Source organism: Nonomuraea sp. NPDC005692 (genome assembly GCF_040631115.1).
In the GTDB taxonomy this organism is placed as follows: Bacteria; Actinomycetota; Actinomycetes; order Streptosporangiales; family Streptosporangiaceae; genus Nonomuraea.
On sequence record NZ_JBEXYU010000006.1, the window covers coordinates 133190 to 157864 of the forward strand.

At 73.0% G+C, this 24675-nt stretch carries 23 protein-coding genes; 10 read left to right on the top strand and 13 right to left on the bottom strand.

Annotated elements, in window-relative coordinates; all coding sequences use genetic code 11:
• Positions 1-132: 132 nt before the first annotated feature.
• Entirely contained in the window at positions 133-1143 is a 1011-nt protein-coding gene (locus ABZ459_RS15760) for a LacI family DNA-binding transcriptional regulator (RefSeq protein WP_357970926.1), read from the top strand.
• A 488-nt stretch (positions 1144-1631) separates the two neighbouring features.
• On the opposite strand, the gene ABZ459_RS15765 is transcribed toward ABZ459_RS15760, so the two are convergent.
• The 3 genes from ABZ459_RS15765 to ABZ459_RS15775 form a co-directional block, all read right to left on the bottom strand.
• Entirely contained in the window at positions 1632-1763 is a 132-nt protein-coding gene (locus ABZ459_RS15765) for a hypothetical protein (RefSeq protein WP_357971210.1), read from the bottom strand.
• Positions 1764-2039: 276 nt separating this feature from the next.
• On the bottom strand, positions 2040-3269 hold the full coding sequence (locus ABZ459_RS15770) for an ATP-binding protein (protein ID WP_357970927.1): 1230 nt from the start codon (positions 3267-3269) through the stop codon (positions 2040-2042).
• Positions 3270-3371: 102 nt separating this feature from the next.
• A complete protein-coding gene (locus ABZ459_RS15775) occupies positions 3372-4727 on the bottom strand; it encodes an FAD-binding oxidoreductase (protein WP_357970928.1) in 1356 nt (451 codons plus the stop codon).
• A gap of 46 nt (positions 4728-4773) precedes the next feature.
• Here ABZ459_RS15775 and ABZ459_RS15780 point away from each other — a divergent pair, with 46 nt between their 5' ends.
• Positions 4774-5127: a nucleotide pyrophosphohydrolase gene (locus ABZ459_RS15780; protein ID WP_357970930.1), complete on the top strand. Its 354-nt coding sequence runs from the start codon at positions 4774-4776 to the stop codon at positions 5125-5127.
• A gap of 132 nt (positions 5128-5259) precedes the next feature.
• On the opposite strand, the gene ABZ459_RS15785 is transcribed toward ABZ459_RS15780, so the two are convergent.
• Entirely contained in the window at positions 5260-6738 is a 1479-nt protein-coding gene (locus tag ABZ459_RS15785; protein ID WP_357970932.1) for an MFS transporter, read from the bottom strand.
• A 102-nt stretch (positions 6739-6840) separates the two neighbouring features.
• Between ABZ459_RS15785 and ABZ459_RS15790 the strand changes: the two genes are divergently transcribed.
• Positions 6841-9966, top strand: a complete 3126-nt coding sequence (locus ABZ459_RS15790) for a BTAD domain-containing putative transcriptional regulator (RefSeq protein WP_357970934.1) — start codon at positions 6841-6843, stop codon at positions 9964-9966.
• 18 nt (positions 9967-9984) lie between these two features.
• Here the strand turns inward: ABZ459_RS15790 and ABZ459_RS15795 are convergent, their stop codons facing one another.
• A complete protein-coding gene (locus ABZ459_RS15795; protein WP_352320052.1) occupies positions 9985-10437 on the bottom strand; it encodes an SRPBCC domain-containing protein in 453 nt (150 codons plus the stop codon).
• A gap of 4 nt (positions 10438-10441) precedes the next feature.
• Positions 10442-11650, bottom strand: coding sequence for an MFS transporter (locus ABZ459_RS15800; protein ID WP_357970936.1), 1209 nt, complete (start codon positions 11648-11650; stop codon positions 10442-10444).
• Positions 11651-11759: 109 nt separating this feature from the next.
• Between ABZ459_RS15800 and ABZ459_RS15805 the strand changes: the two genes are divergently transcribed.
• Positions 11760-12974, top strand: coding sequence for an amidohydrolase family protein (locus tag ABZ459_RS15805; RefSeq protein ID WP_357970938.1), 1215 nt, complete (start codon positions 11760-11762; stop codon positions 12972-12974).
• A 92-nt stretch (positions 12975-13066) separates the two neighbouring features.
• Positions 13067-13765, top strand: a complete 699-nt coding sequence (locus ABZ459_RS15810) for a helix-turn-helix domain-containing protein (RefSeq protein WP_357970940.1) — start codon at positions 13067-13069, stop codon at positions 13763-13765.
• Here ABZ459_RS15810 and ABZ459_RS15815 read toward each other — a convergent pair.
• The 4 genes from ABZ459_RS15815 to ABZ459_RS15830 are packed head-to-tail and all read right to left on the bottom strand — an operon-like array spanning position 13731 to position 15995.
• Complete coding sequence (locus ABZ459_RS15815) at positions 13731-14375, bottom strand: alpha-ketoglutarate-dependent dioxygenase AlkB (protein ID WP_357971211.1); 645 nt, start codon at positions 14373-14375, stop codon at positions 13731-13733. The two genes, ABZ459_RS15810 and ABZ459_RS15815, sit on opposite strands and share 35 nt — an antisense overlap.
• A complete protein-coding gene (locus ABZ459_RS15820; protein WP_357970941.1) occupies positions 14369-14812 on the bottom strand; it encodes a hypothetical protein in 444 nt (147 codons plus the stop codon). The genes ABZ459_RS15815 and ABZ459_RS15820 overlap by 7 nt, the downstream gene beginning before the upstream one ends.
• Positions 14809-15510 (bottom strand): 2OG-Fe(II) oxygenase, encoded by a 702-nt coding sequence (locus tag ABZ459_RS15825; RefSeq protein WP_357970943.1) that lies wholly within the window; start codon positions 15508-15510, stop codon positions 14809-14811. The genes ABZ459_RS15820 and ABZ459_RS15825 overlap by 4 nt, the downstream gene beginning before the upstream one ends.
• Positions 15507-15995, bottom strand: coding sequence for a methylated-DNA--[protein]-cysteine S-methyltransferase (locus ABZ459_RS15830; RefSeq protein ID WP_357970944.1), 489 nt, complete (start codon positions 15993-15995; stop codon positions 15507-15509). Before ABZ459_RS15830 ends, ABZ459_RS15825 begins: the two co-directional genes overlap by 4 nt.
• Before the next feature lie 74 nt (positions 15996-16069).
• Here ABZ459_RS15830 and ABZ459_RS15835 point away from each other — a divergent pair, with 74 nt between their 5' ends.
• Positions 16070-16882, top strand: a complete 813-nt coding sequence (locus ABZ459_RS15835) for a lysophospholipase (RefSeq protein WP_357970947.1) — start codon at positions 16070-16072, stop codon at positions 16880-16882.
• A 230-nt stretch (positions 16883-17112) separates the two neighbouring features.
• Here ABZ459_RS15835 and ABZ459_RS15840 read toward each other — a convergent pair whose 3' ends face one another.
• Positions 17113-17415: a hypothetical protein gene (locus tag ABZ459_RS15840; protein WP_357970949.1), complete on the bottom strand. Its 303-nt coding sequence runs from the start codon at positions 17413-17415 to the stop codon at positions 17113-17115.
• Positions 17416-18348: 933 nt separating this feature from the next.
• Between ABZ459_RS15840 and ABZ459_RS15845 the strand changes: the two genes are divergently transcribed.
• Together ABZ459_RS15845 and ABZ459_RS15850 are read left to right on the top strand one after the other, a co-directional pair.
• On the top strand, positions 18349-19239 hold the full coding sequence (locus ABZ459_RS15845; protein WP_357970951.1) for an SMP-30/gluconolactonase/LRE family protein: 891 nt from the start codon (positions 18349-18351) through the stop codon (positions 19237-19239).
• Between the two features lie 299 nt (positions 19240-19538).
• A complete protein-coding gene (locus ABZ459_RS15850; RefSeq protein ID WP_357970953.1) occupies positions 19539-20126 on the top strand; it encodes a TIGR03086 family metal-binding protein in 588 nt (195 codons plus the stop codon).
• 204 nt (positions 20127-20330) lie between these two features.
• Here the strand turns inward: ABZ459_RS15850 and recQ are convergent, their stop codons facing one another.
• Together recQ and ABZ459_RS15860 are read right to left on the bottom strand one after the other, a co-directional pair.
• A complete protein-coding gene (recQ, locus tag ABZ459_RS15855) occupies positions 20331-22178 on the bottom strand; it encodes a DNA helicase RecQ (RefSeq protein ID WP_357970955.1) in 1848 nt (615 codons plus the stop codon).
• A 64-nt stretch (positions 22179-22242) separates the two neighbouring features.
• Positions 22243-23463, bottom strand: coding sequence for an MFS transporter (locus ABZ459_RS15860; RefSeq protein ID WP_357970957.1), 1221 nt, complete (start codon positions 23461-23463; stop codon positions 22243-22245).
• A gap of 75 nt (positions 23464-23538) precedes the next feature.
• Between ABZ459_RS15860 and ABZ459_RS15865 the strand changes: the two genes are divergently transcribed.
• Together ABZ459_RS15865 and ABZ459_RS15870 are read left to right on the top strand one after the other, a co-directional pair.
• Positions 23539-24300, top strand: coding sequence for an SDR family oxidoreductase (locus tag ABZ459_RS15865; protein WP_357970959.1), 762 nt, complete (start codon positions 23539-23541; stop codon positions 24298-24300).
• Between the two features lie 28 nt (positions 24301-24328).
• The gene (locus tag ABZ459_RS15870; RefSeq protein ID WP_357970961.1) at positions 24329-24574 is read left to right on the top strand and encodes a type B 50S ribosomal protein L31; all 246 of its coding nucleotides are present in this window, start codon (positions 24329-24331) and stop codon (positions 24572-24574) included.
• The last annotated feature ends 101 nt before the right edge of the window (positions 24575-24675 follow it).

The following is a 24675-nucleotide window of genomic DNA, read 5'->3' on the forward strand; positions in this document are numbered from 1 at the left end:
CACGAGCGGTATGAAAGTTTCGTGTAGCCCCCGATAATTTCGTTGGTCGGAGCATAGATATGTGCTGCGCAGGGCGTCAATAGCTGTCGTGGGAGCGGTTCCAGTCCGAAACTTTCGGATACACTCCCGAACGTGTCAGGTAAGAGGCGCGTGACGATCGCACTGATCGCAGAAGAGGCCGGGGTCTCCATCCCCACGGTCTCCAAAGTCATCAACGGCCGGCCCGAGGTGGCGCCGGCGACCCGTCACAAGGTCGAACGGCTGCTCCAGGAACACGGCTACCAGCGGCGCGTCAGCCAGGACGACACCCCCGCCGGCCTGGTCGACCTGGTGTTCGCCGAGATCGAGTCGCCGTGGGCCATGGAGATCGTGCGCGGCGCGGAGAGCGCGGCCCACGAGGCCGGGGCCAGCGTCGTCATCTCGGTGCTGCACACCCACGCCGGTCCCGGCCGCGACTGGCTCGAACGGCTGGCCGCCCGCCGCACCGACGGCGTGGTGATCGTCGCCTCGCGCCTGTCCACCGGCGTGCAGGCCCAGCTCAGCGCGCGATCGCTGCCGTTCGTGGTGGTCGACCCCGAGGGGGAGCCGGCCCCCGGCATCGTCTCGGTCGGCGCCACCAACTGGAACGGCGGCCTCGCCGCCACCCGCCACCTGCTCGAACTCGGCCACCGCCGGATCGGCATGATCAGCGGCCCCGCCGACATGCTGTGCAGCCAGGCGCGCGTCGACGGCTACCGGGCCGCCCTGGAGACGGCCGGCGTGCCGCTCGCCCCCGAACTCGTCCGGCGCGGCACCTTCCTCGTCGACTCCGGCCACGACCAGGGCCACGAACTCCTGTCGCTGGACGAACCGCCCACGGCCATCTTCGCCGGGTGCGACCTGATGGCGTTCGGCGTGTTCGAGGCCGCCCGCCAGCGGGGGTTGCGCGTTCCGGAGGATCTGAGCGTCGTGGGCTTCGACGACCTGCCGCTGTCGAAGTCGGCCTGGCCGCCGCTGACGACGGTCCGCCAGCCGTTGCAGGAGATGGCGGCGCTGGCCACCCGTACGGTGCTGGGGATGGGGAAGGGGGAGGTGCCGGAGACGAAACGGGTGGAACTGGCCACGGAACTGATCGTCCGCGAGAGCACGGCCGCCGTGGAGTGACGGGTCGCCGGAACTGCCCGCCTGAAGCGGTGGGCCCGGCCCCAGCGGTCTTCGCCCTCCGGGCTCAGGCGTCCCCCCTCTGGCGCCTCCGGCGCACCCCCCGCGCCTCCGGCGCCCTGACTATCCGCCCTTGACCTGCGAAATCTCTTCAGATCCGCCGCTCGGCGGCTCTGGTCGCCTGAGCGGCAGCTCGTTGCCCGGTCGCCGAGCCCGTCCCTCCGGCCGTCTCAGAGGAATGGCGGGATGCCGAGGCTGTCCAGAAGGCGCCACATGCCGCTGGACGGGTCCTGATCGACGAGGCCGCAACGCGGTTCGGGGCCTCGCGGATGGGAGCACTTGCCGGAAGCGCAGCGCCTGTCCAAGGTCCGCGCGTTGTCGAACGCGGTTTTGAGGCGTGGCATGAGGTGATCGGCGCGGGCTTTGGTGATCCTCTTGTCCCTCGGCCCGAACCCCGCGAAGCCAGGCCGCTGCGACAACAACTGGTGAATCTAGTGGTTACGGCCGTCCTGCGGTTGGTCGTAGAGGCCGTAGTGCGGGTAGAGCCAGAAGTCGAAGGACGGATGGGACATGGCGACTCTGATCTTGGAGTGTTCCTTGAGCGCGTTCAGGGCGTCGTCCAGGTCGCCGTGCTGGTCGCGGTCGAAGAGCGTCTTCCTCGGCCACGGTCAGGGCGCGCTGGGCGACTTTCCACGGCTTCATGTCGTCGGGCCGGTACTTCGGCATGTCGATGCGGAACGAGCACTGCCGGGAGAACGCGTTCTGCAGCATCGTGAGGTAGTCGTACTCGGTCACCGCGCCTTCGGTGACGGCGTAGAAGATGCGATTGGCGGCGCGGGGCGGCGGCTGGGCCGTCAGGCTGGAGCCGCGTTGGCGCTTCTTCCTGACCTTGTCGGGGCTCATGCGAGGGCCTCTCCCGCCTCGCGTGCCAGCTCACCGGGGGCGACCCGTGGCACGCCGCCGAAGCGGCCGAGCAGCCAGCCGCGTTCGAGGTTCTCGTTCGGACGGGGCGGTGGACGAAGGCTCGACAGCGGATACAGCTCCGTCGAACCCCTGGGGTCCTTCTCCGCCATCCAGACCACGTCACGGTCCAGGATCCGTTCCCCGCCCGCGAGCGGACGCAGCAGCGACGCGTCGTGCGTCGTGAACACCATCTGTGCCCCTCGCGCGTTGACCTCGGAGTCCTCGAACATCCTGATCACCTCGGCCGCGAGTGCGGGGTGCAGGCTGGCGTCCAGTTCGTCCACGAGCACCGTGGTTCCCTGCTGAAACGCCTCCAGCAGGGGCCCCAGCATCGCGAACCAGGCGCGGGTGCCCATGGATTCGTGCGCGAAGTCCAGAGAGGCCGTGTGATCGCCGGCGCGGTGGAGCAGCCGGACGTCGCCGCGCGCCAGGGCGTCGTTGTCGAAGCCGACGATGCCGAGGTCGGCCCGGGTCAGGAGGCGGCCGACCTGATCCCTGAACCGTTCGTCCGCAAGGGCCCTGGCCTTGGTGAACTCCTGGCGCTGGGGCAGGTCCTGTTCGGGGCTGATCAGCCGCAGATTGTCGCGGAACCACTCGAACACGGGCAGGAGTTGCTCGTTGTTCCACTCGGCGGCCACCGTGAGGAAGAGGGAGTCCGGGCGGGTCTTCCGCGCCAGGTCCTGCTTCTCGCCACGCAGCCCTTCCCCCGCGAAGCGGAAGTCGTCGCCGTCGCGGTCGAACCAGACCTGACGCCGGCCCTTGGGGTAGGCGTGCAGCCATTCGGCGTGGACACGTTCGTCGTCCAGCTCGAATCCGTAGGTGTAGCGGACACCTGCCAGTTCGAGGTCGATCTCGACGAAGGAGTCTTCGTCCGCGCAGCTCGGATCGAGCGCGAAGGGGATCCGGCGAGTCGGCTTCTCCTCGCTGATCCACGCCACCGAGTGCAGCACGGCCTGCCGCATCAGCCGCAGGCCGGCGAGCGTGTTGGTCTTTCCCGAGGCGTTGGCTCCGTAGATCCCGAGGACCGGGAGCACGGACAGGGGCCGCCCTCCCTCCCGGACCGGGATGGGGCGGGCGGTGCCGTCGTTCAGCTCCGTCGCGATCAGTGAGAGACGCTGATCGTCACGGAACGACAGGACGTTGGCCAACCGGAAGTTGAGAAGCACGGCGTCTCCCTTGTCGGGATCACCATACCCATTTGAAGCCATCTGGCGTGCGTTTCATTCGCCAGAAGGCGTCAAATGGCTTCTTGCAACCTACGATGCTCGTCAGAGGAAAAGGTTCTCCGGGTCGTGGGTGGTTTTGAGGGTGGTGAGTCCGGTCCAAGTGGACGGGGTGTACGCCTCGGCGGCCAGGGCCGGGGCCTGCGGGCCGGCCAGGAAGTTGCGGAAGCGGAGGCCCGTGCTGGACGGGTCGGCGGGGTCCAGGGGGGGTTTCGGGTTCGTGCCCGCGAAGGCGATCGTGGTCAGGCTGTAGGCGGCCATGCGGTGGTCGATCGCGTTCGGGACGTCCGGGGCGGCGGCCAGCGCGCCGCCGAGGCGGCGGATCTCAACCATCGCGAAGTCCGGGTCGGCGCGGTCGAACAGGCCGGCGTCGAGGGTGTGCAGCATCAGGGAGAGCTCGCGGTAGGCGGCGGGTTCCGTGGGGTCCTCGTGGACGGCGGCGATCTCGGTGTAGGGGCGGTCCCTGACGGTGTCCTTGGCCGGGTTCAGGGCGCGGAGAGGCGCGATCAGCTCCTCGGGCGTGAGGTACGAGGAGGCGGGGTTCGAGCGGGAGGGGTTCGAAGGGGAGGGGAAGGACGAGGGGGTGGCGTGGGCGAGGCGGATGGCGGTGAGGTGGGCGTGGGGGAGGCGGAGGAGGGCGATGGAGCTGTTCATCGTGTCCGGCAGGTCGCGGCTCCACTCCAGCCAGGCGGCCAGCAGCTCGGACGCCCGTTCGGCCGGGAAGCGCAGCATGCCGCCGTGGAAGCGGGGGACGGCGGCCAGCTCCAGCTCCATCGCGGTCACCACGCCGACGCCCGGCCGGCCGCCGCGCAGGGCCCAGAAGAGGTCCTGGTTCTCGTACGGGCTCACCGTGCGCAGGGTTCCGTCGGCCGTGACCAGTTCCAGGGACCTGACCCGGTCGGCGGCCCAGCCGAACGTGCGGCCGAGCACGGGCAGGCCGCCGCCCAGCGTGTAGCCGACCGCGCCGACCAGGGGGGAGGAGCCGTTCGGCGGGGCGAGGCCGTGTCCGGCGGCGGCGTCGACGACCTGGCCCCAGCGCACTCCGGCCTCGACGCGGGCGGTGCGGCTGGCGGGATCGACGGACAGGCCGGTCATCCTGCGGGTGTTGATCAGCAGGGCCCCGTCCACGGGGGTGGACAGGCCGTGGCCGGTCGCCTGGACCGCCACCCGCAGCCCCGCCGACCGGGCGTGGTCGATCGCCTTCCGGACGTCGTCCGCGTCCCGGGCGCCGACGACCACGGCGGGGCGGACGGGGCCGGCGACGGTGTTGAATCGGGCCGTCTCGTCGTCGTAACCGGGATCGCCGGGGACGAGGACCGGGCCGTTGAAGTGGGAGAACACGGGAGCCAGTCGATCGCGGAAGCGGCCGGGGAACCAGACGGGGTTCGTCCGGACTGTCATCACCGGTCGTGATGAATCGGCCGGTGGGCCAGTAGGGTCGGGTGGCGTGAACGAGGAGCTGGAGGGGCTGGCCGTACGGCTGCGGGAGTTCGCGCGGGCCCGCGACTGGGAGAGGTTCCACACGCCGAAGAACCTGGCGATGGCGCTGGCGGGGGAGGCGGGGGAGCTGGTCGCGGAGTTCCAGTGGCTGACCGCCGAGGAGTCCGCGAACCCGGACCCCGACACGCTCGCCCGCATCCGCGCCGAGCTCGGCGACGTGACCCTGTACCTGGTCCGGCTGGCCGACGTCCTGGGGGTCGATCTGGTGGCGGCGGCGACCGCCAAGCTGGCCGACAACGAACGCCGCTACGACGCGGCCGGCTACCGCGGCTCGGCCAGGAAGGCGCCGCCGTCCGGCTGACCGGGCGTACGAACGGCATGCCAGGAAGAGCCCGGCGACGGCGAAGGACCGCCGGCCGGGCCGGCGGTCAGGGGACGAGAGCGCTCAAGGGCGAGAGGGCGAGAGGGCGAGAAGGCGCAAGGGCGAGAAGGCTCAGGGAGTCGGGCGGTGGCCGCGGAGGGCGAGGAGGGCGAAGACGGCCAGCCCCGCGAAGACCACCGCGCTCACGGCCCCCACCGTGTTCAGCCCCGCCGTGAACGCCGCCCGCGCCAGGTCCAGCAGGCCGGGCAGGTCCTTGGCGGCGGTCACCGCCACGCTGATGCTCTCCCGCACTGCCTCCACCGGCAGGTGCTCGGGCAACTGACCGCGGTAGACGGCCGTGCCGAGGCTGCCGAGCGCGGCCACCCCGACCGCCACCCCGAACTCGCCGCTCGTCTCGGTCAGCGACGCCGCCGACCCGGCCTTCTCGGCGGGCGCGGCCGTCATGATCACGCTGTTGCCCGCGCCCATCGGCAGCGCGATGCCCGCCGAGGCCAGGACCAGCCCGGTGACGACGAGCCCGGTCCCGCCGGCGCTCGGGACCTGGGTGTGCAGGAACAGCCCGACGGCGCCCAGCGCCAGCCCGGCGGCCATCACGTACGCGGTGCCGATCCGGGCGGCGAGCCGCGGCGCGACCGACAGGGCCACGATCATGGCCAGGTTCTGCGGCACCAGCCACAACCCGGCGCCCAGCGGCGACAACGACTCGACGGTCTGCAGGTACTGGGTGGTCATGAGCGTGGTCCCGGCCATGACGATCCCGCCGAGCGACATGATGCCCAGCGTCGCCGCGAACGCGCGGTTGCCGAACAGCCGCAGGTCCAGCAGCGGGTTGGCGAGGTCGCGCTGCCGCCTGACGAACATCACGCCGAAGGCCGCCCCGGCGGCGACCGCGGCCAGGGGCACGGGCTGCCAGCCGCCGCGCGCGACCTCCTTGAGCCCGTAGACGACCGGCAGGATGGTCGCCAGGGACAGGGCCACGCTGGCAAGGTCGAGGCGGCCGGCGTGCGGGTCACGGTACTCGGGGAGCAGCAGCCGTCCGGCGACCAGCACGGCCGCCATGAACGGCACGCCCATCAGGAACGCCGACCCCCACCAGAAGTGCTCCAGCAGCAGCCCGCCCACCAGCGGCCCGACCGCCATGCCGAGCATGAAGCAGCCGTACCAGAGGCCGATCGCGGTCCCCATCTGCCGGCCGTCGGTGAACATCGTGCGGATCAGCGCCAGCGACGACGGCAGCAGCGTCGCCCCCGAGACGCCGAGCAGCGCCCGGGACACGATGAGCATCTCCGCGTTCACCGAGTACGCGGCGGCCACCGAGGCCGCGGCGAAGGCCACCGAGCCGAGCAGCAGCAGCCTGCGCCGCCCGATCCGGTCGCCCAGCGTGCCCATCGTCACCAGGAACCCGGCCAGCATGAACGAGTAGATGTCCAGGATCCACAGCTGCTGCGGCGCGGAGGCGCCGAGTCCGGCGCTCAGGTGCGGCAGCGCCAGGTAGAGCACGCTCAGGTCGATGGAGAGCAGCAGGGCCACCGAGGCGAGGACCGCGAGCCCGGTCCATTCACGCCGTCCAGCGAGGGTGCCGGTCTTCATGTCGTTTCCCCATTCCGTTGGCTTCACTGTTGGTTTCACGGTGCCGGAGGGCGCTTCCGGTGCGCTTCTCGTGGACTTACGGCGGCACATAAGGTGACGGACATGCGTTTTGGGGTGCTGGGGTCGCTGGCCGTGTGGACCGACGCGGGGGAGCCGGTGACGATCCCCGGGCTCAAGGTCCGGGCGCTGCTCGCCGACCTGCTCGTCCACGAGGGCCATCCGGTCTCGGCCGACCGGCTGGTGGAGGACCTGTGGGGCGAGGAGCCGCCGGGCAACCCGGCGGGCGCGCTCCAGGTGCGGGTCTCCCAGTTGCGCAAGGCGCTCGAGGACGCCGAGCCGGGCGGCAAGAACCTGGTGGTCTCGCGGGCGCCCGGCTACCTGCTGCGCGCCGATCCGGGCGCGCTCGACGCGGCCCGCTTCGCCGACCTGCTGGCCCGTGCCGAGGCCGCCGACAGCCCGCGGACCAGGGCGGGGCTGCTGGCCGACGCGCTGGCGCTGTGGCGGGGGGCGGCGTACGCCGACTTCGCCGACGAGGAGTACACCAGGTCGGCGATCGTCCGGCTGGAGGAGCAGCGGCTCACGGCGCTGGAGCAGCGCGCCGAGGCCCGGCTCGAACTGGGCGAGCACGGGCTGCTGGTGGGCGAGCTGGGCGATCTGGTGGCCCGGCATCCGCTGCGGGAGCGGTTGCGCGCCGTGCACCTGCGCGCCCTGTACCGGGCCGGACGGCAGAGCGACGCCCTGGCGAGCTTCGCCGAGCTGCGCGAGCGCCTGGCCGACGAGCTGGGCCTCGATCCCGGCCCCGAGCTGGTCGCGCTGCACCAGGCGATCCTGGGCCAGGACCCGGCGCTGAGCCTGCCCGCCGAGCGGCCCACCACGAACCTGCCCGCGTCCGTCAGCAAGCTCGTCGGCAGGGACGAGGCGCTGACCGAGATCTGCTCGCTGGTCACCGCCGAGCGGCTGGTGACGCTCACCGGCACCGGCGGCGTCGGCAAGACCAGGCTGGCGCTGGAGGCGGCGCACCGGCTGCTGGACGGCTTCGCCGACGGCGCCTGGCTGGTCGCGCTCGACGGCGCCACCCACTCGCCCGCCGAGGCGATCATGGCCGCCCTGGACATCCGGGAGGACCCGTCGGGCGGCGACGTGCGCGAGCGGCTGGCCGCGGCGTTGCGGCCGAGGCGCGTGCTGCTCGTGCTGGACAACTGCGAGCACGTGGTCGAGCAGGTCGCCGAGCTGGTCGACGCGCTGCTGGCCGCGGCGCCGGGCCTGACCGTCCTGGCCACCAGCAGGGAGCCGCTCGGCGTGGACGGCGAGGTGTTGTGGAGCGTCCCGCCGCTCGACCTGCCGGCGGGCACGGACCTGACGGAGATGGCCCGCTCGGACGCCGTCCGGCTGTTCGTCTCCAGGGCCGCCGCCTCGGCCCGCGGGTTCGCCCTGGAGGCGGGCAACGCCCAGGCGGTGGCCCAGCTCTGCCGGCGGCTCGACGGCATCCCGCTGGCCCTGGAGCTGGCCGCGACCCGGGTGCGGGCGCTGGGCGTCCAGGGCGTGGTGGACCGGCTGGACGACCGGTTCAGGCTGCTGGCGTCCGGACGGCGGGGCGCGCCCGCCCGGCAGCAGACGCTCACCGCCGTGATCGACTGGAGCTGGGACCTGCTGTCGGACGAGGAACGGGTGGTGCTGCGCCGCCTGGCCGTGCACGCCGACGGCTGCACCCTGGAGTCGGCCGAGGCGGTGTGCGCCGAGCCGGGGCTGGACGTGCTCGACCTGCTGGCCCGGCTGGTCGACCGCTCGCTCGTGGTCGTCGCCGAGAGCACGACGGGCGTCCGGTACCGGCTGCTGGAGTCGGTGTCGGAGTACTGCGTGGGCCGCCTGGCCGACGCCGGCGAACTGGCCGACGTGCGCCGCACCCACCTGCACCACTACCTGGAGCTGGCCGTGGCGGCCGAACCCGGCCTGTACGGCGGCGAGCAGCGCGACCGCCTGCTGCGCCTGGACGCCGAGTCGGCCAACATGCGGGCCGCGCTGGACACCGCGATCGCCGAGGGGGCCGCCGACACCGCCGCGCGCCTGGTCAACGCGCTGGCCTGGTACTGGTTCCTGCGCGGCCGGCTGGGCGAGGGCAGGCGCTCGCTGGGCGCGGCGCTGGCCGTCGCGGGGCCGGACGGCCCGGCCAGGCGCCGGGCGGCGGCCTGGCACGCCGGGTTCGCACTGCTCCTGGGCGAGCAGGTCGCATGGGAGCCGCTGCTCGAACGCGTCGCCGACCCGGGCGAGCGGGCCAGGGCCGAGCTGTTCGCCGGCATGAGCGTGCCCGACATGGTCACCGGCCAGGAGCTGACCGGACGGGCGCTGGCCGCCTGCCGCGCTTCCGGCGACACGTGGGGCGTCGCCGTCGCGCTGGCCAGGCAGGCGCGCGACGCGTTCACCATGCGCGACACCGAGGCGCTGGAGCGCGACGCGGGGGAGAGCGCGCGGCTGTTCGGCGAGCTGGGCGACCGCTGGGGCATGTTGCAGGCCACCGAATGGCTGGCGGGCGCGGCCGAGATGGCCGGCGACCACGAGCGGGCGCGCCGGCTGTTCGCCGAGGGGCTGCGCATGGCCGAGGAGCTCGGACTGTGGCCCGAGGTGGCCGGGCGCATCGCCTGGCTGGGCTGGACGGCGCTGCACGGCGGCGCCTACGACCAGGCCATGGAGCTGTGCGGACGGGCGCTGAAGCTGGCGCTCGGCCAGGGCTACAAGATGGGCGAGACCATGGCCGAGATGGGCCTGGCCTTCGCCGCGCGCCGCGCCGGGCTGCTCGACCTGGCCGAGTCGCACCTGAACCACCTGCTGGAGGGCCTGCCGCGCGACCCCGCCGTCGAGCCGCCGCTGCACCTGCCGGACCTGCTGGTCGAGCTGGGCCACCTCACCGAGCTGCGCGGCGACCCGGCCGCGGCCCTGGAGCTGCACCGGGAGGCGCTGGCCGCGGCGGTCAGGGTCGGCGACCCGCGCACGGCGGCGGCGTGCGTCGCGGGCGCGGCGTCGGCGGCCGGGCCGACCGAGCGGGCGGCGGTGCTGCTGGGGCTGGCCGCCGCGGTCCGCGAGCAGATCCAGACCCCGGCCAACGCCTCCGAACGCGAGGAGGAGGAGCGGGTCACGGCCAGGGTCAGGGACGCGCTCGGCGAACGCGCCTTCGCCGCGGCGTACGAGCGGGGCGGCACGTACAAGCTGGACGACGCCCTCGGCCTGTTCTGAGGATCAGCGTGTGAGGGGTCAGCGTGCGACATGCTCGGCCAGGCGGTCGAAGAACTCGTCCCAGCCGGCCCTGGCCTGCTCGGCGTGCTCCTGGTCGGTGTTGACGCCGAACTGGTGGAAGCGCATCTCGGTGCCGCCGTCCCGGTCGAGCAGGTCGAGCGTCACGACCGAGGCCGGGCCGTCGCCGGGGTTGTCGGGGTCGCCGGTGGTGAACACCAGCCGGGCGGGTGCCTGCACCTCGCGGTAGGAGCCCTCCAGCGTCGCCTCGAACCCCTCCTCGCCGACGAGCGTCGCGCGCCACCGGCCGCCGGGACGGGCGTCGAGGGTGATCCGGCCGACCGGCGTGGCCAGCATGCGCGGGCCGAACCAGCGGGAGAAACGCTCGGGCTCGGTCCAGGCGGCGTAGACGTCCTCGCGGGGGGCGTCGAAGGTGCGGACGATCTCGTACTGCGCGGTCTGCGTCGTTGTCATGCCTCTACGATGCGGGAGCGGCCTTACGGTCCTCTTCCCGCGGCCTTACGGTGATCTGCCGCACCGGCCGCAGGGACAGCAGCGCCAGCGAGCCGGCGACCGCCACCAGCGCGGAGAAGCCCAGCACCTCGCGGGAGCCCACCAGGGCGGCCACCGGCCCGGCCAGCGCCTGGCCGATCGGGAGCGACATGGTGGAGCCGCCGATCTCGTACGCGCTGACCCGGTTCAGCGCCTCGGCCGGCACCAGCGTCTGCACGCTCGTCGCCCACATCACCGACCAGAACGCCCACCCGGCCCCGCCCACCACGTGGCAGGCCATGATCACGCCGAGCGGCAGGCCGGCCGCGAAGCTCAGCGGTTCCAGCGCGAACAGGAACATGCCGATCCCGCCCGCCGCCAGCGGCCTGGCCGGCCTGATCCGCAACGCCACCAGGCCGCCCACGATCGTCCCCGCCCCGCTCGCCGACATGACCAGCCCGTACGCGGTCTGCCCGTACGCGTCGGTCGCCAGCACCGAGCCCAGCGGGATCAGCGGCCCGAACAGGGTGATCCCGAAGACCACCCAGATCAGGATGACGCTCCACATCCACGTGCGCGACCGGAACTCCCGCCAGCCCTCCCGCAGCCGCACCAGCACCGGCTCCTCGCCGGAGCCCGCCACCCGCACCCGCATGAGCAGCAGGCACGCCGCGCTGACCGCGAACCCGGCCGAGTCGGCGGCGAACACCACGCCCACCCCGGCGAGCCCGACCAGCGCCCCCGCCAGCCCCGGCCCGAGCAACTGCATGATCGCCTCGGACATGCGCAGGGTGGCGTTGGCCCGCTGCACGTCGGCCGCGATCCGCGAGATGGTGCCCGCCACGCCCGGCGTGTACATGGCGGCCGCCGCCCCGGCGACCGCCGACAGCGCCACGACCTGCCACAACTCCGGCCGGCCCAGCCCGAACAGCGCCGCCGTGCCCGCCTGCGTCGCCGTCCTGGCGAGGTCGGCGCCGACCATCATGCGGCGGGGCGTGAACCGGTCCATGAGCACGCCGCCGAACAGGATGAGCCCGGCCATCGGCACCATCCAGGCGGCCAGGGCCAGGCCGACGCCGGTGGCGCCGTACCCGGCGTCGTGCATGCCGAGCGCGGTGGCCACCGGCATCATCGCCGAGCCCAGCATCGACACCGTGCGGGCGGTGAAGAAGAGCACGAAGTCGCGCGTCCACATGGACGGCCATCATGCCCTAATAAGTAAACCTTCCTATCAGATGGGGGCTCCTGCGCCCGGCGTCCCGGCGGGCGGGCGCGGCGGGGGCGCGTGTGGCACTGTGGAGGGCATGCGGATCATCCGTGCCGGCACGGTGCTCACCGGGCGTCCCGGAGAGGTCATCACCCACGGCGAGGTGCTGATCGACGGCTCGCGCATCGTCTCGGTGGGCCCCCGCGGCAGCGCGGGCCAGGCCCCGGAGACACTCGACCTGCCCGATCACACCTTGCTGCCCGGCCTCATCGACGCGCACGTGCACCTCGGGTTCGACGGCACGGTCGACCCGGTGACCGGACGCAGCGCCGTGAGCGACGGCCACCTGCTGCTGCGCATGGCCGAGAACGCCCGCAAGCTCGTCTCCGCGGGCGTCACCACGGCCCGCGACCTCGGCGGGCGCGGCTTCCTCGACCTCACCCTGCGCGACGCGATCGAGGGCGGCCTCGCCGTCGGCCCCCACCTGATCGCCGCGACCCGGCCGATCACGGTCACCGGCGGCCACTGCTGGTACATGGGCGGCGAGGCCGACGACGAGCCGTCCGTCCGCCGGGTGGCCAGGGAGAACCTGCGGGCCGGCGCCGACTGCCTCAAGGTGATGGCCTCGGGCGGCGAGATGTCGCCCGGCTCGGTGCCGAGCTGGCGGGCCCAGTACCCGGCCGCGCTGATCAGGGCCGCCGTGGAGGAGGCCGCGACGCGCGGCAAGACCGTCGCGGCCCACGCCCACGCCCCCGAGTCGATCGGCAACGCGCTGGAGGCCGGGGTCACCACCATCGAGCACTGCACGTTCCACACCCCGGCGGGCCCGGCCTACGACGCGCGGCTGGCCGACCGCATCGCCGGGAGCGACACGTACGTGTGCCCGACCGTGCACGGCCAGTTCTGGAACCTGCGCGCGCTCGTCGGCGCCGAGCCGATGGACCGCTGGCTGGGCAACCTCGCCGCCATGCGCGAGGCCGGGATCAGGCTCGTCGCCGGGACCGACACCGGGTTCGCCATCGCCGGGCTCGACAAGCGCACCGACGACTACGTGTCGGGGCTGGAGGTCTTCGCCGAGGCCGGGTTCGGCAACGCCGAGATCGTCGAGCTGGCCACCGTACGCGCCGCCGAGGCGTGCGGAGTCGGGGCCGAGACCGGCAGCCTGGAGGCCGGGAAGCGCGCCGACGTCATCGCGGTCCGCGGCAACCCGCTCGACCGCCTGGCCGACCTGCGCGCGCTCGACCTCGTGCTGGTGTCGGGGCGCTCGGTCAGCCAGAAGCACGTGGACACCGTGACCTCGTCCGTCGGCTGAGCAGGGGGGAGGCGCCCGGCCGCGCCGGCTCCTGGCGTGGCTCGCCCCCAGCCTGTCCGCCTGACGGGACGCCGGGCGCTAGGCTGCCGCGTGTGGAGTTGAAGGATCAGGTACGCGAGCTGCGCGCCCAGGGCAGGTCTCCCAAGGAGATCGCCCGGGCGCTCAAGGTGTCGCCGTCGGTCGTCGCGCCCCTCGTGCGCGCCATCGCCGCCGAGAACGTGACGTCGGCCGAGCCCGAGGTGGTCGGCTGCTGGATGAACGTCGGCTGGAGCGCCGGGCTGGGCGTCGACCCGTCCAAGGGCTGGGTCGACGAGGCCCCGGAGTCCGGCGCCGGCGGCATGGTGTGCGTGCTGGTCGCCCGGCGCCACACCTGGGACCGGATGACGGTCTGCGGCTACCTCGCCGACGTCTACTGCCTCGGCATCAAGAACACCATCGGCCCCGACGTGCTCGACGATCGCGACCTGCGCAGGTTCCGCGAATACTTCTTCGGCGAGTACGCGGGCTACCAGGAGGTGCCGATCGAGCTGGCCCAGCACCTGGTCTTCGGCTCGATCGACCACGCGCGCACGCTCGGCTTCGAGCCCCACGAAGAGTTCGCGCCCGTCAGCGACCTGCTGGGCAAGTGGGAGGGCGGCTCGGCCATCACCTTCGGCCGCGACGGCAAGCCCTTCTACACCCCGGGCCCGCACGACGACCCCGGCAAGGTCCTGCGCATCCTGCGCCGCACCCTCACCGACGACCAGTTCGACTACTTCATCGAAGACCCGTCACCCGCATCGTCACGTTGAGGCGCCCGGCGGCCAGGCCCGTGGCCGGGTCGCCGGTGCCCGGGTAGACCTTCGGCACGCCGTGGTAGGCGAAGCGGGACGCGCCGCCGAACACGAACAGGTCGCCCGAGGCCAGCTCGACGTCGGTGTACGGCTTCCCGCGCGTCTCGGTGTTGCCGAAGCGGAACAGGCACGTGTCGCCGACGCTCAGCGACACCACCGGGGCGTCGGAGCGCTCGTCCTTGTCCTGGTGCATGCCCATCCTGGCCTGGCCGTCGTAGAAGTTGACCAGCGCGGTGTCGGGGTCGTAGCCGTCGTCCGGGCGGCCGTAGGCGTCGGCCAGCGCGCGGCGGCCGAGGTCGCCGAGCCACGCGGGGAACGCGGCGACCCGCCGCCCGTTCACGTCGTGGGCGAGACGCGTGTACCGGTACGGCTGCCAGTGCCAGCCGACGCACACCGTCCGCACCGACATCACGCCGCCGCCGGGCAGCACGGTGTGCCGGATCGGCACCGGGCCGGTCGCCCACGCGCGGCAGGCGCGCACCAGGTCCTGCTGCTCGGCGAGGGACAACCAGCCGGGGACGTGCACCGCGCCCGGGGCGATCTCCCGGATCGGCAGGGGGATCACGATGATTCCCGGAAAATCAGATTTCGTCCTAGTCGCCATGTTGTGCCGTCGGTGTCGGCTCCGCGCATGCCTTCCAGTGTCCCAGGAGCGGCCAGGGCGACCGCGCGGGCCGTGGCCGCCGAACCGTACGTCCGGCGGGGATCCCAGTCGGTGCTGCGGCGCAGGCGCTCGCTCATCCCGGCCCATCCCGCCGGCGCGCCCGCGACCACCCAGGCGTCGGGTTCCCCCGCCGTGAACCGCCTGGCCTGGCGCAACCAGGACGCCGCCGTCTCCGGCCAGGCGACCACCGCGAGCACCGTCCCGTCCCAGGCGTCCGCGAACGCCTCGGCCAGGCGGGCGCCGTCCCGGCCGTGGCCGACGACGACGGCCCGCGCCCGTGGGCGCTGGGCCCGGACGAGGGTGAGCAGCGCGTCCAGCTCGGCCGTCAGCTCGCCGGTCATGTCGCGTCGTGGAGGACCAGGCCGAGGGTGTGCCGCAGCCCCGAACGCACGGTGCTGACCCCGTGCCGCACCGGCGAGGCCGACCAGCCGCGCGAGGAGCGCACCGGCCGGTCGCGGGTGGTGAAGATCAGCCCGTGACCCTGCGGCAGCGCGGTCACCGTGCCCCGCGACTGGGCCCTCGGCCGCTGCTCCACCAGCAGGAACTCGCCCCCCGTGTAGTCCTCGCCGGGCCGGTCGAGCCCGATGACGACCTGCAGCGGGAACACGAGGTCGCCGTACAGGTCGCGGTGGAGCGCGTTCCAGTCGTTCTCCCGGTAGCGCAGCAGGATGGGGGTCGGCTTGGTCTGTCCCGCCGCGTGGCACATGTCCAGCCACTCGCCGAAGTCGTCCGGCCAGGGCGCGGGCTGCCCCAGCCGGGCCGCCCAGTCGCGGGCGATCGGCAGCAGATACGGATAGAACGCCGCCCGCAACTCCTCGACCAGCGGCGGGAACGGCCGGCGGAAGTACCGGTACTGGCCGGAGCCGAACCGGTGGCGGGCCATGTCGACCGTCGAGCGGAACCGGCCGGCCTCGTCGTACAGGCCGGAGATCTCCGCGCACTCCCCGGGCGAGAGCAGCCGGGGCGTCAGCGCGCAGCCGTGGGCGTCGAGCTCCCCGGCCAGCCGCTGCCAGTCGGCCCCTTCGACCCGCGGCGTCATGACGACACGCTCCAGAGCTGCGGCTGCAGGACGCCTTCGAGGGTGAGCAGGTCGCACTTGCGTTCCAGGCCGCCCGCGTAGCCGGTCAGCGCGCCGTTCGCGGCGACCACCCGGTGGCAGGGGACCACGACGAGCAGCGGGTTCGCGCCGATCGCGGCGCCGACCGCCCGGACCCGGTCCCGCGCCACGCCGGCGCGGGCGGTCAGCTCGCCGTAGCTCGTGGTCGTCCCGTACGGCAGCGCCGCCACCTCCCCCCACACCCGCTGCTGGAACGCCGTCCCGCGGGCGGCCAGGGGCAGGTCGAACGAGGTACGCCCGCCCGCGAAGTACTCGCCGAGCTGCCGTTCGGCCTCCCCGAACGCGGCCGGCTCCCGGCGTCCGGGCGGCGCGCCCACGTCGAACGACACGCGGGTCAGCCGCCCGGCGCCGTCGCCGACGAGGAGAATCTCGCCCAGCGGACTGTCGATGATGGTGTGGATGTCCATACTCTCTACAACACCGGCGCGCCCGCGGAAGTCAGCGGTTTTCGGACGTCGTGGCTGGATGGGAGAGGAAGTTCATGGCCGAGTCGCGAGAGCACACCTTCACCGGCACGCGGGGGCTGAACGTCGTCCGCGAATGGCCGCACGACCGGCCCCGCTACATCGCCCTCCTGGTCCACGGATACGGCGAGCACATCGGCCGCTACGAGTACGTCGCCGACCGTCTCGTCCGGCACGGCGCCGCCGTCCACGGACTCGACCACATGGGCCACGGCAGGTCGGCGGGCGAACGCGTGCTCGTCGAGGACTTCGAGGACGTCGTCACCGACGTGCACACCGTCGAGGAACGCGCCAGGGCCGACCATCCCGGCGTCCCGGTCGTGCTGATCGGCCACTCCATGGGCGGCATGATCGCCGCCCGGTACGCCCAGCGCTACGCCGAGGGCCTGACCGCGCTGGTGCTGTCGGGCCCGGTGATCGGCGAGTGGGAGGTCATCCCCGCGCTGATGGCGCTCGACGAGCTGCCCGACATCCCCATCGACCCGGCCACGCTCTCCCGCGACCCGTCGGTGGGGGCGGCGTACGCGGACGACCCGCTGGTCTGGCACGGGCCGTTCAAGCGGGCCACGGTGGAGGCGTTCGCCGCGATGCTGGACACGATCGCCAAGGGCGGCACGTTCGGCGCCCTGCCCACGTTGTGGGTGCACGGCGAGGACGACCAGCTCGTACCGCTGGCCGGCAGCCGGACCGGGGTGGAGGCGGTCAAGGGCAGCGACCTGACCGAACGCATCTACACAGGCGCCCGCCACGAGGTCTTCAACGAAACCAACAGGGACGAGGTCATCGACGACGTCCAAACCTTCGTAGACCGAGCACTGGACAACCGGTAGCGGGGGGCTGCTGGCAGCTGGGCAGCCAGTAGCCAGGGCGGCGCGTGCGTGGCTTGCTGGGCGCTGGCCTTCCGGCAGCCGGGGGTCTGTGCGGTGGGCTGCTGGGCGGCCCGCAACCGGCAGTGACGCGAGCCGTTGGCTGCCGGGTGCGAGGCAGCTGGTGGTCAGGCGTGGCTCGTGTGCTGGGCGCCTGGAAGCCAGCGGTGGCTCGTGTGGTGGGCTGCCAGGGGCTACTGGGCGACCGGTAGCCAGAGGTGCCCCTTGCCGTGGGTGCGGCTGAGCTCGATCTTCCAGCAGCCGGGCTTGGGGAAGACGAGCCCGGTGCCCCATTCGTCCCCCGGCCGGTGCCAGGACGACCCGCCGTGCTCCTCGGGTCCCCAGGCGAGGCGGGCGGCGGTGCCGTCAGGAAGGGACGCCCTGACCGTCAGCGGCCCTTCCCCGGTCATCCGCCACACGATCTTGGTGGTCTGCTTCCGGTGAAGCGGCAGCCCGGACACGAATAACAACCCCCACACCTCGGCGTCCGCCGACACCCCCCGCACCTCCGGAAACCCTCCCCCTCCGACCACCGACGCCCCCCGACACCCCACCCCCGCACTCGGGCTCGGGCGGGCGTCGATGCTCAGGGTGGGGGTGGGGCTCAGCCTTGGGCCAGGGAGGGGACTGGCGTCGGTGCTCAGACCGGGCCCCGAGTCCGGGGCCGGAGTGGCGTCAGCGAGCGGCCTGAGGTCAGCGATCGGGTCAGGGGCGGTGCTCCCGCCGTGGGCGGCGTTCAAGTTGGGGGCGGTGCTCCGGCCGGGGGCGGCGTGCGGGCCGGGGGCGGTGTTCGGGTGGGGGCCGGTGCTCCGGCTGGAGGCGGGGTTCGGGCCGGAGGCCACGTTCGAGGGCGTGTCGGGGGTCGGGCTTGGGCTCCCGGCCCCGCCTCCGCCCGGTGTGATCCCCCAAGACGCGCTCACCGAGGCACCCGCGCCGCCCCTCTCGCCTCCGAACGAGGACCCGGCGCCACCACTCGCCCCCGCCCCCTTCCCAGAACCCCCGGCCGCCGCACACCCGACCCCCACCACAAGCGCCGCCACCGAGAACACCGCCATCTTCCTCATGCCCTCACCTACCCCCCACCCGCCCAAAAGGTTCCAACGGGACACGCAAGCCCACGGCATCCGAGATCCCCGCGCCCCCGGCGTCGCGGCGGTCCAAGAGCACCCGGCCCGACCACCGGCACCCGCCCGTGCCGGTCCAGGACGATCCGCCCCGCCGCACCAGAAGCCCCGCACTCGCGCCCATCCGGGCGTCCCCGGACAGCGTCATCGTGCGGCCGTCGCCGCGTCGGGACGGACGTGGGCCGTGTGCCCGTCGAAGGTGACGGACCCGTCAAAAAGGGCGTCTACCGAACCACCTCTCGCGCGAGGGGCGATTATCCATATGGTGTCCGGTAGAAGTAGATTTTGTCAGAAGGAGGTTCAGTGATGGACAGATTCAAGGCGCGGTTCGAGGTCGTGGACGAGCGGTTCGGCTTCGACGGTGGCGACGAGTACGTGGAGGTGCTGCATCGGGGCAGCCGCAAGGCCGAGGGCCCGGCCTACTTCCCGGCCGGGCGCTACCTGGTGTGGAGCGACATCCCCAACGACCGGCTCCTGCGCTGGGACGAGACGACCGGCGCCGTCGGCGTGTTCAGAAGCCCGGCGGGCAACGCCAACGGCAACACGGTCGATCGCGAAGGCAGGCTGGTCACCTGCGAACAAGGGGCGCGCCGGGTGACCAGGACCGAGCACGACGGGTCGATCACCGTGCTCGCCGACAGCTACCACGGCAAGCGGCTCAACAGCCCCAACGACATCGTCGTCAGGTACGACGGCACGATCTGGTTCACCGACCCGCGCTACGGCATCACCGGCTACTACGAGGGCAGCCCGGCCGAGAGCGAGATCGGCGCGGACCACGTGTACCGGCTCGACCCGGAAAGCGGTGAGCTGACCGTCGTCGCCGACGACTTCGTCCGCCCCAACGGGCTGGCCTTCTCTCTTGACCAGAGCCGGCTGTACATCGTGGACACCCGCGAGCGGCACATCCGGCTCTTTGACGTCGGCGACGACGGCACGCTGTCGGGCGGCAAGGTCTTCGCCGAGGAGTGGTTCGACGGGATCAGGCTCGACTGCTACGGCCGCGTCTGGGCCGCCGCCCTCGACGGCCTGCACTGCTACCACCCCGACGGCGGCCTGCTCTGCAAGCTCCTGCTGCCCGAGTCGGTCTCGAACCTGACCTTCGGCGGCGTCAAGCGCAACGACCTGTTCATCACCAGCTCGGCCGGTGACCTGTACTCCATCCGAGTCACCTTCGCCGGGGCCGGCGACCGCTAGGGCCGGCACGGACCGCGGATGCGGCAGACGGTTCGCGGGCCCGCCGGGACGGGCCCTTCGCCCCGATCGGCAAACGGTTCGCGGGCCCGCCGGACGGGCCTTTCCGCCCCGATCGGCAGACGGTTCGCGGCCCACCGGACAGGCCCCTCCGCCTCCGACGGACGCTGAGTCGCACAGGGCGGCCACCGGCGGCCGGAAGGCCGGCCCGTCCGCTCTACCTACCGGACACGAACGGCATCCTGCCCCCAGGGCGATGATTTTCGGCCTTCCACGAGGTCTGTATGAATCGAGGAGGCGACATGGACGAACGGGCACGGGCGTTGACGGCAGGGGTGGCGTTGCTGGAGCGGGCCATCGACTACACCTTGGGCAGCCTGCGCGTGGTGAGCCCACACGTGCTGTGCCGGCCCACCCCGTGCTCCCGCTGGAACCTCCAGGAGCTCCTGGACCACATGCAGGACTCCTTCGAGGCCCTGAACGAGGCCGCGCTCGGCCACATCGCCCCCGCCCGCAGGCCCGTGCCGGTCGGCGGCCCGGCGCCCGGCAACCCGGCGCTGCTGCTCAGGGACGGCGCGACGGAGGTGCTCGGCACGTGGGCGGGCACGATCGAGGCCGGGATGGTCGCGGTGGGGAACGTGCCCATGACCACTCCGATGGTGGCCGCGGCGGGCGCCATCGAGATCACCGTGCACGGCTGGGACATCGCGCGGGCCTGCGGTGAACACCGCCCGATCCCGCACGCCCTCGCCGAAGAGCTGCTGGATCTGGCCCAGCTCTTCGTCACCGACGAGGACCGCCCGTTCCGCTTCGCCGCCCGGCTGCGGCCGCCCCCGCTGGGCACCGCCCAGGACCATCTCCTCGCCTACCTCGGCCGCCACCCGAACTGACGGCAGCACCGGCCCCCCACCCGGCGGCGGCACCCCGTACGATCGAAGAGGGACACCGGGGCCCGGCATCCGTCCGGCCGGTCGCGGGCCAGGCGCCTCGACCAGGTCGGCCAGCGTGATGGCGACGACCGTTCTTCGTGCGGCCGTCGCCATCACCCCGAATCGCGGCTCGCCCTGCTCCCGGAACTGAGCCGGGGACGGGCGTCAGGCGTCTTCGTCGGCCGCCCCGACGACCTCCAGGACCTGATCCCCGTATTTGGCGAGTTTGTTCTCCCCGACCCCGTTGACCCTGCTCAGCTCCGCCAGTGAGGACGGCGCCAGCGTGGCGATCTCCCGCAGCGTGGCGTCGTGGAAGATGACGTACGCGGGCACGCCCTGCTCCTTGGCGACCGCGCCCCGCCAGGCCCGCAGCCGTTCGAACAGCGGCGCGGCCTCGGCGGACAGCTCGGCGGCCGGCTGGCCCTTCGCCCCGGACGACCCGGACGACGACCCGGACGACGACCTGGACGCCCGGGACGCCGGGCGGGCCGTGTCGCGGCGCAACGGCACCTCCCGCTGCCCGCGCAGCACGTCGGCGCTGGCGTCGGTGAGCACCAGCGTGCCGTGGTCGGACTCCACCGCGAGCAGGCCCTGCGCCAGCAGTTGCCGGGCCACGCCGTGCCACTCGGCGTTGCCCAGGTCGGTGCCCACGCCGAAGACGGTCAGCGAGTCGTGGCCGTGCTGGAGCACCTTGGCCGTCTTCTTGCCGAGCAGGATGTCGACCACCTGCCCCACGCCGAACTTCTGGCCGCGCTCCCGCTTCAGCCGCAGCACGGTGGACAGCACCTTCTGGGCGGCGATCGTGCCGTCCCAGGACTCGGGCGGGCTCTGGCAGGTGTCGCAGTTGCCGCAGGGCTCGGCGCCCTTCTGCCCGAAGTAGTCGAGCAGCATGACCCGGCGGCAGCCGGCGGTCTCGCACAGCGCCAGCATGGCGTCGAGGTGGAGGACCTGGCGGCGGCGGTGGGCCTCGTCGCCCTCCAGGGCCATGCGCCGGTGCTGGACGACGTCTTGCAGGCCGTAGGCCATCCAGGCGGTCGCGGGCAGGCCGTCGCGCCCGGCGCGGCCGGTCTCCTGGTAGTAGCCCTCGACCGACTTGGGCAGGTCGAGGTGGGCGACGAAACGCACGTCGGGCTTGTCGATGCCCATGCCGAACGCGATGGTGGCCACCACGATCAGCCCGTCCTCCCGCAGGAAGCGGGACTGGTGGGCGGCGCGGGTGCGGGCGTCGAGCCCCGCGTGGTAGGGGACCGCCGCGATGCCGTGGTCGGCCAGGAACGCGGCGATCTTCTCCACCGACGAGCGCGACAGGCAGTAGACGATGCCGGAGTCGCCCGGGTGCTCGGTGCGCAGGAAGTCGAGGAGCTGCCGCTTGGGGTCGCTCTTGGACGTGATGCGGTAGTGGATGTTGGGCCGGTCGAAGCCGGCCACGAAATGGCGGGCCTGGTCGAGGCCGAGCCGGGTGGAGATCTCGGCGTGGGTGGCCGGGGTGGCGGTGGCGGTCAGCGCGATGCGCGGCACCTGCGGCCAGCGCTCGCGCAGCTCCGACAGGGCGAGGTAGTCGGGGCGGAAGTCGTGGCCCCACTGCGCCACGCAGTGGGCCTCGTCGATGGCGAACAGCGAGATCTCGCCCTTGGCCAGCAGCCGCATCGTGGCCTCGACGCGCAGCCGCTCGGGGGCGAGGTAGAGCAGGTCGAGCTCGCCGGCCAGGAACTCGGCCTCCACGAGCTGGCGCTCGTCGAAGTCCTGGGTGGAGTTGAGGAAACCGGCCCGCACGCCGAGCGCGCGCAGCGCGTCGACCTGGTCCTGCATGAGCGCGATCAGCGGCGAGACGACGACCCCCACCCCAGGACGCACGAGCGCCGGGATCTGGTAGCACAGCGACTTGCCGCCGCCGGTGGGCATGAGCACCAGCGCGTCGCCGCCGCCGACGACGTGGTCGATGATCTCCTGCTGACCCGCCCTGAACGAGTCGTAACCGAAGACGCGGTGGAGAGCCTCGGTGGGGGTATCCATGCGGCTACCTTACGTGGTCGTCGGCCGACGTTCCGTCAGTTCCGCCGACGGCGGACCGCGGGTCTCAGGTCGGCTCGGCGGGCAACGCGGCCTCTCGCTCCGGCGCCCGCCCGTACCGATCGTAGGCCACCAGCGAGAGCGCTCCGAGCACGCAGGCGGCCGCCACCGAGGCCATCACCGCCGGGTATCCGGCGACCTGCGCCACCGCCGCCGACAGCAGCGGGGCCACGGCCTTGGACACCGTGACGGGCAGGGCGAGCGCGCCGCTCAGCGTCGCGTACGCGGCCGTGCCGTACCGGTCGGCCAGCAGGGCGGGACGGGCGATCGTGGCCACCCCGAACCCCAGCCCGAACAGCACCACCCCCGCGATCGCCCCCGCCACGCTGTCACCCGCCAGCGGCAGCAGCAGCGCGGCCACCCCCTGGACGGCGAACATGGCCGCCGTGACCAGCGCCACCGGCCACCGGCTCTGCAGCCCCGTCGTGACCAGCCGCCCGGTCACCGACAACACGCCGAGCAGCCCGGCCACGCTGGCCGCGAACAACGGCGGATGCCCGAGCGCGATCAGGTACGTCACCAGCAGCACCCCCATGACCGCCACCGCGCCCGTCTGGGCCAGGAAGGCGGCCACCAGCAGCCAGAACGGCCGTTCGCGCAGCGCCGAGCCGACGATCGCCCGACGCCGGGCCGGCGGCGCGGACGCCCCCCGCCCCCGCACGGCCAGCGCGTGCAGCGGCACGGCCGTCAGCGCGTACCCGGCGGCCAGGACGACCAGCGCCTGCCGCCAGCCGTACCGGTCCACGAGGAACCCCGTCAGCGGCAGGAAGATGCTGGAGGCGAACCCGGCCACCACCGTCACGGCGAGCAGCGCGCGCGCCCGCCGGGCCGGGTGGAACCAGGCGACGATCACCGCGAAGGCCGCCTCGTAGAGCACCATGGCCGAGGCGATCCCGAGCGCCGCGCACACCAGGTAGAGCTGCGTCACGGTGCGCACCTGCGACCAGGCGAGCACCGCGAGCCCGCCCAGCAGCGACCCGGCCGTCATCAGCGCGCGCCCGCCGTGCCGGTCGAGCCAGCGTCCGACGAGGGGGGCGACCAGCGCGGAGACCAGCACCGACACCGTGATCGCGCCGGTGAGCTGGGCGACCCCGGTCCGCAGGTCGCGGGCCATCGGCGGGATGAACACCGAGAACGCGTAGTAGAGCACGCCGTAGCCGGCCGTCTGCGTGATCGCGAGCGCCCCGACCACGCGGGCCGGCGACCTCGGACCGGGTACGGCGATCACGCCCTGGTTCGTTCCCGTTCACCAGCCGGAAATACGGTGACAATGGTCACCCTGCGAGCGAGTAGCGTCGAACGCATGAGTCTTTCCTACGTGGTGACCGGCGGCGGGCGTGGCATCGGGAAGGCCGTGGTCCAGCGGCTCCTGGGGGAGAAGGACACCGTCGTCGTCATCGACCGCGACGGCGGCTCGCTGTCCTGGACGGGCCCCCGCGTCATCCCCGTCGTGGGCGACGCGGCCGACGACGAGCTGGTCTCCTGGGCCGCCGACCGGGCCGAGGAGGCCGGCACGCTGGCGGGCTGGGTCAACAACGCGGCGATCTTCCGTGACGCCTCCGTGCACGACGCCCCGATCGCCGAGGTCAGGCAGCTGATCGCGGCCAATCTGGACCTGGCGCTGGTGGGCTGCGCGGTCGCCGTCCGCCGCTTCCTCGCGGCGGGCACGCCGGGCGCGATCGTCAACGTCACCTCCCACCAGGCCACGCGGGCGGTCCCCGGCAGCCTGCCCTACGCCACCGCGAAGGCCGCGACCGAGGGCCTGACCCGGTCGCTGGCCGTCGAGTACGGCCGGTACGGCATCAGGGTCAACGCCGTCGCGCCCGGCTCGGTGGCCACCGAACGCTACGAGGACTTCCTGGCCTCCAGGACCGCGGACGAGGTGGTGGACGTCGAACGCGAGATGGCCAGGGTGCACCCCCTGGGCCGGGTCGCCTTCCCCGGCGAGGTGGCCTCGGTCGTGGCGCACCTGCTCTCGCCGGACGCCTCGTTCGTCAACGGGGCGACGATCCCCGTGGACGGCGGCCGGACCGTCCTCGGGATGGACCCCGAAGCCAGGGAATGAAAACCATTGCCATCCGGTTGAGAGGGGCATGAAGAAGAACCTGCACCCCTCGTACCGTCCGGTCGTCTTCCGCGACCCGAGCGCCGGCTTCGCCCTCCTCACCCGCTCGACCCTGACGAGCAACAGGACCGTCGAGTGGGAGGACGGCAGGACCTACCCGGTCGTGGACGTCGACGTGTCGTCGGCCAGCCACCCGTTCTACACCGGCCGCAGCCGCGTCCTCGACACCGAGGGCCGCGTCGAGCGCTTCAACCAGCGCTACGGCAAGAAATGACAGCCAAGGCTTGACCCGCCCCCGTACGTTCCGCGCCTTCCGGCCGGAACGGCCGGGGGTTTCGGCATGTCACGCCAAGGAGGCACCGGGCGGGCATGCTG

Coding starts and splice junctions, on each gene's coding strand:
- ABZ459_RS15830 (WP_357970944.1), bottom strand. CDS start 15,995: ATGGACATCCACACCATCATCGACAGTCCGCTGGGCGAGATTCTCCTC.
- ABZ459_RS15835 (WP_357970947.1), top strand. CDS start 16,070: ATGGCCGAGTCGCGAGAGCACACCTTCACCGGCACGCGGGGGCTGAAC.
- ABZ459_RS15800 (WP_357970936.1), bottom strand. CDS start 11,650: ATGTGGACGCGCGACTTCGTGCTCTTCTTCACCGCCCGCACGGTGTCG.
- ABZ459_RS15850 (WP_357970953.1), top strand. CDS start 19,539: ATGGACGAACGGGCACGGGCGTTGACGGCAGGGGTGGCGTTGCTGGAG.
- ABZ459_RS15795 (WP_352320052.1), bottom strand. CDS start 10,437: ATGACAACGACGCAGACCGCGCAGTACGAGATCGTCCGCACCTTCGAC.
- ABZ459_RS15785 (WP_357970932.1), bottom strand. CDS start 6,738: ATGAAGACCGGCACCCTCGCTGGACGGCGTGAATGGACCGGGCTCGCG.
- ABZ459_RS15790 (WP_357970934.1), top strand. CDS start 6,841: ATGCGTTTTGGGGTGCTGGGGTCGCTGGCCGTGTGGACCGACGCGGGG.
- ABZ459_RS15870 (WP_357970961.1), top strand. CDS start 24,329: ATGAAGAAGAACCTGCACCCCTCGTACCGTCCGGTCGTCTTCCGCGAC.
- ABZ459_RS15845 (WP_357970951.1), top strand. CDS start 18,349: ATGGACAGATTCAAGGCGCGGTTCGAGGTCGTGGACGAGCGGTTCGGC.
- recQ (WP_357970955.1), bottom strand. CDS start 22,178: ATGGATACCCCCACCGAGGCTCTCCACCGCGTCTTCGGTTACGACTCG.
- ABZ459_RS15825 (WP_357970943.1), bottom strand. CDS start 15,510: ATGACGCCGCGGGTCGAAGGGGCCGACTGGCAGCGGCTGGCCGGGGAG.
- ABZ459_RS15820 (WP_357970941.1), bottom strand. CDS start 14,812: ATGACCGGCGAGCTGACGGCCGAGCTGGACGCGCTGCTCACCCTCGTC.
- ABZ459_RS15865 (WP_357970959.1), top strand. CDS start 23,539: ATGAGTCTTTCCTACGTGGTGACCGGCGGCGGGCGTGGCATCGGGAAG.
- ABZ459_RS15805 (WP_357970938.1), top strand. CDS start 11,760: ATGCGGATCATCCGTGCCGGCACGGTGCTCACCGGGCGTCCCGGAGAG.
- ABZ459_RS15775 (WP_357970928.1), bottom strand. CDS start 4,727: ATGACAGTCCGGACGAACCCCGTCTGGTTCCCCGGCCGCTTCCGCGAT.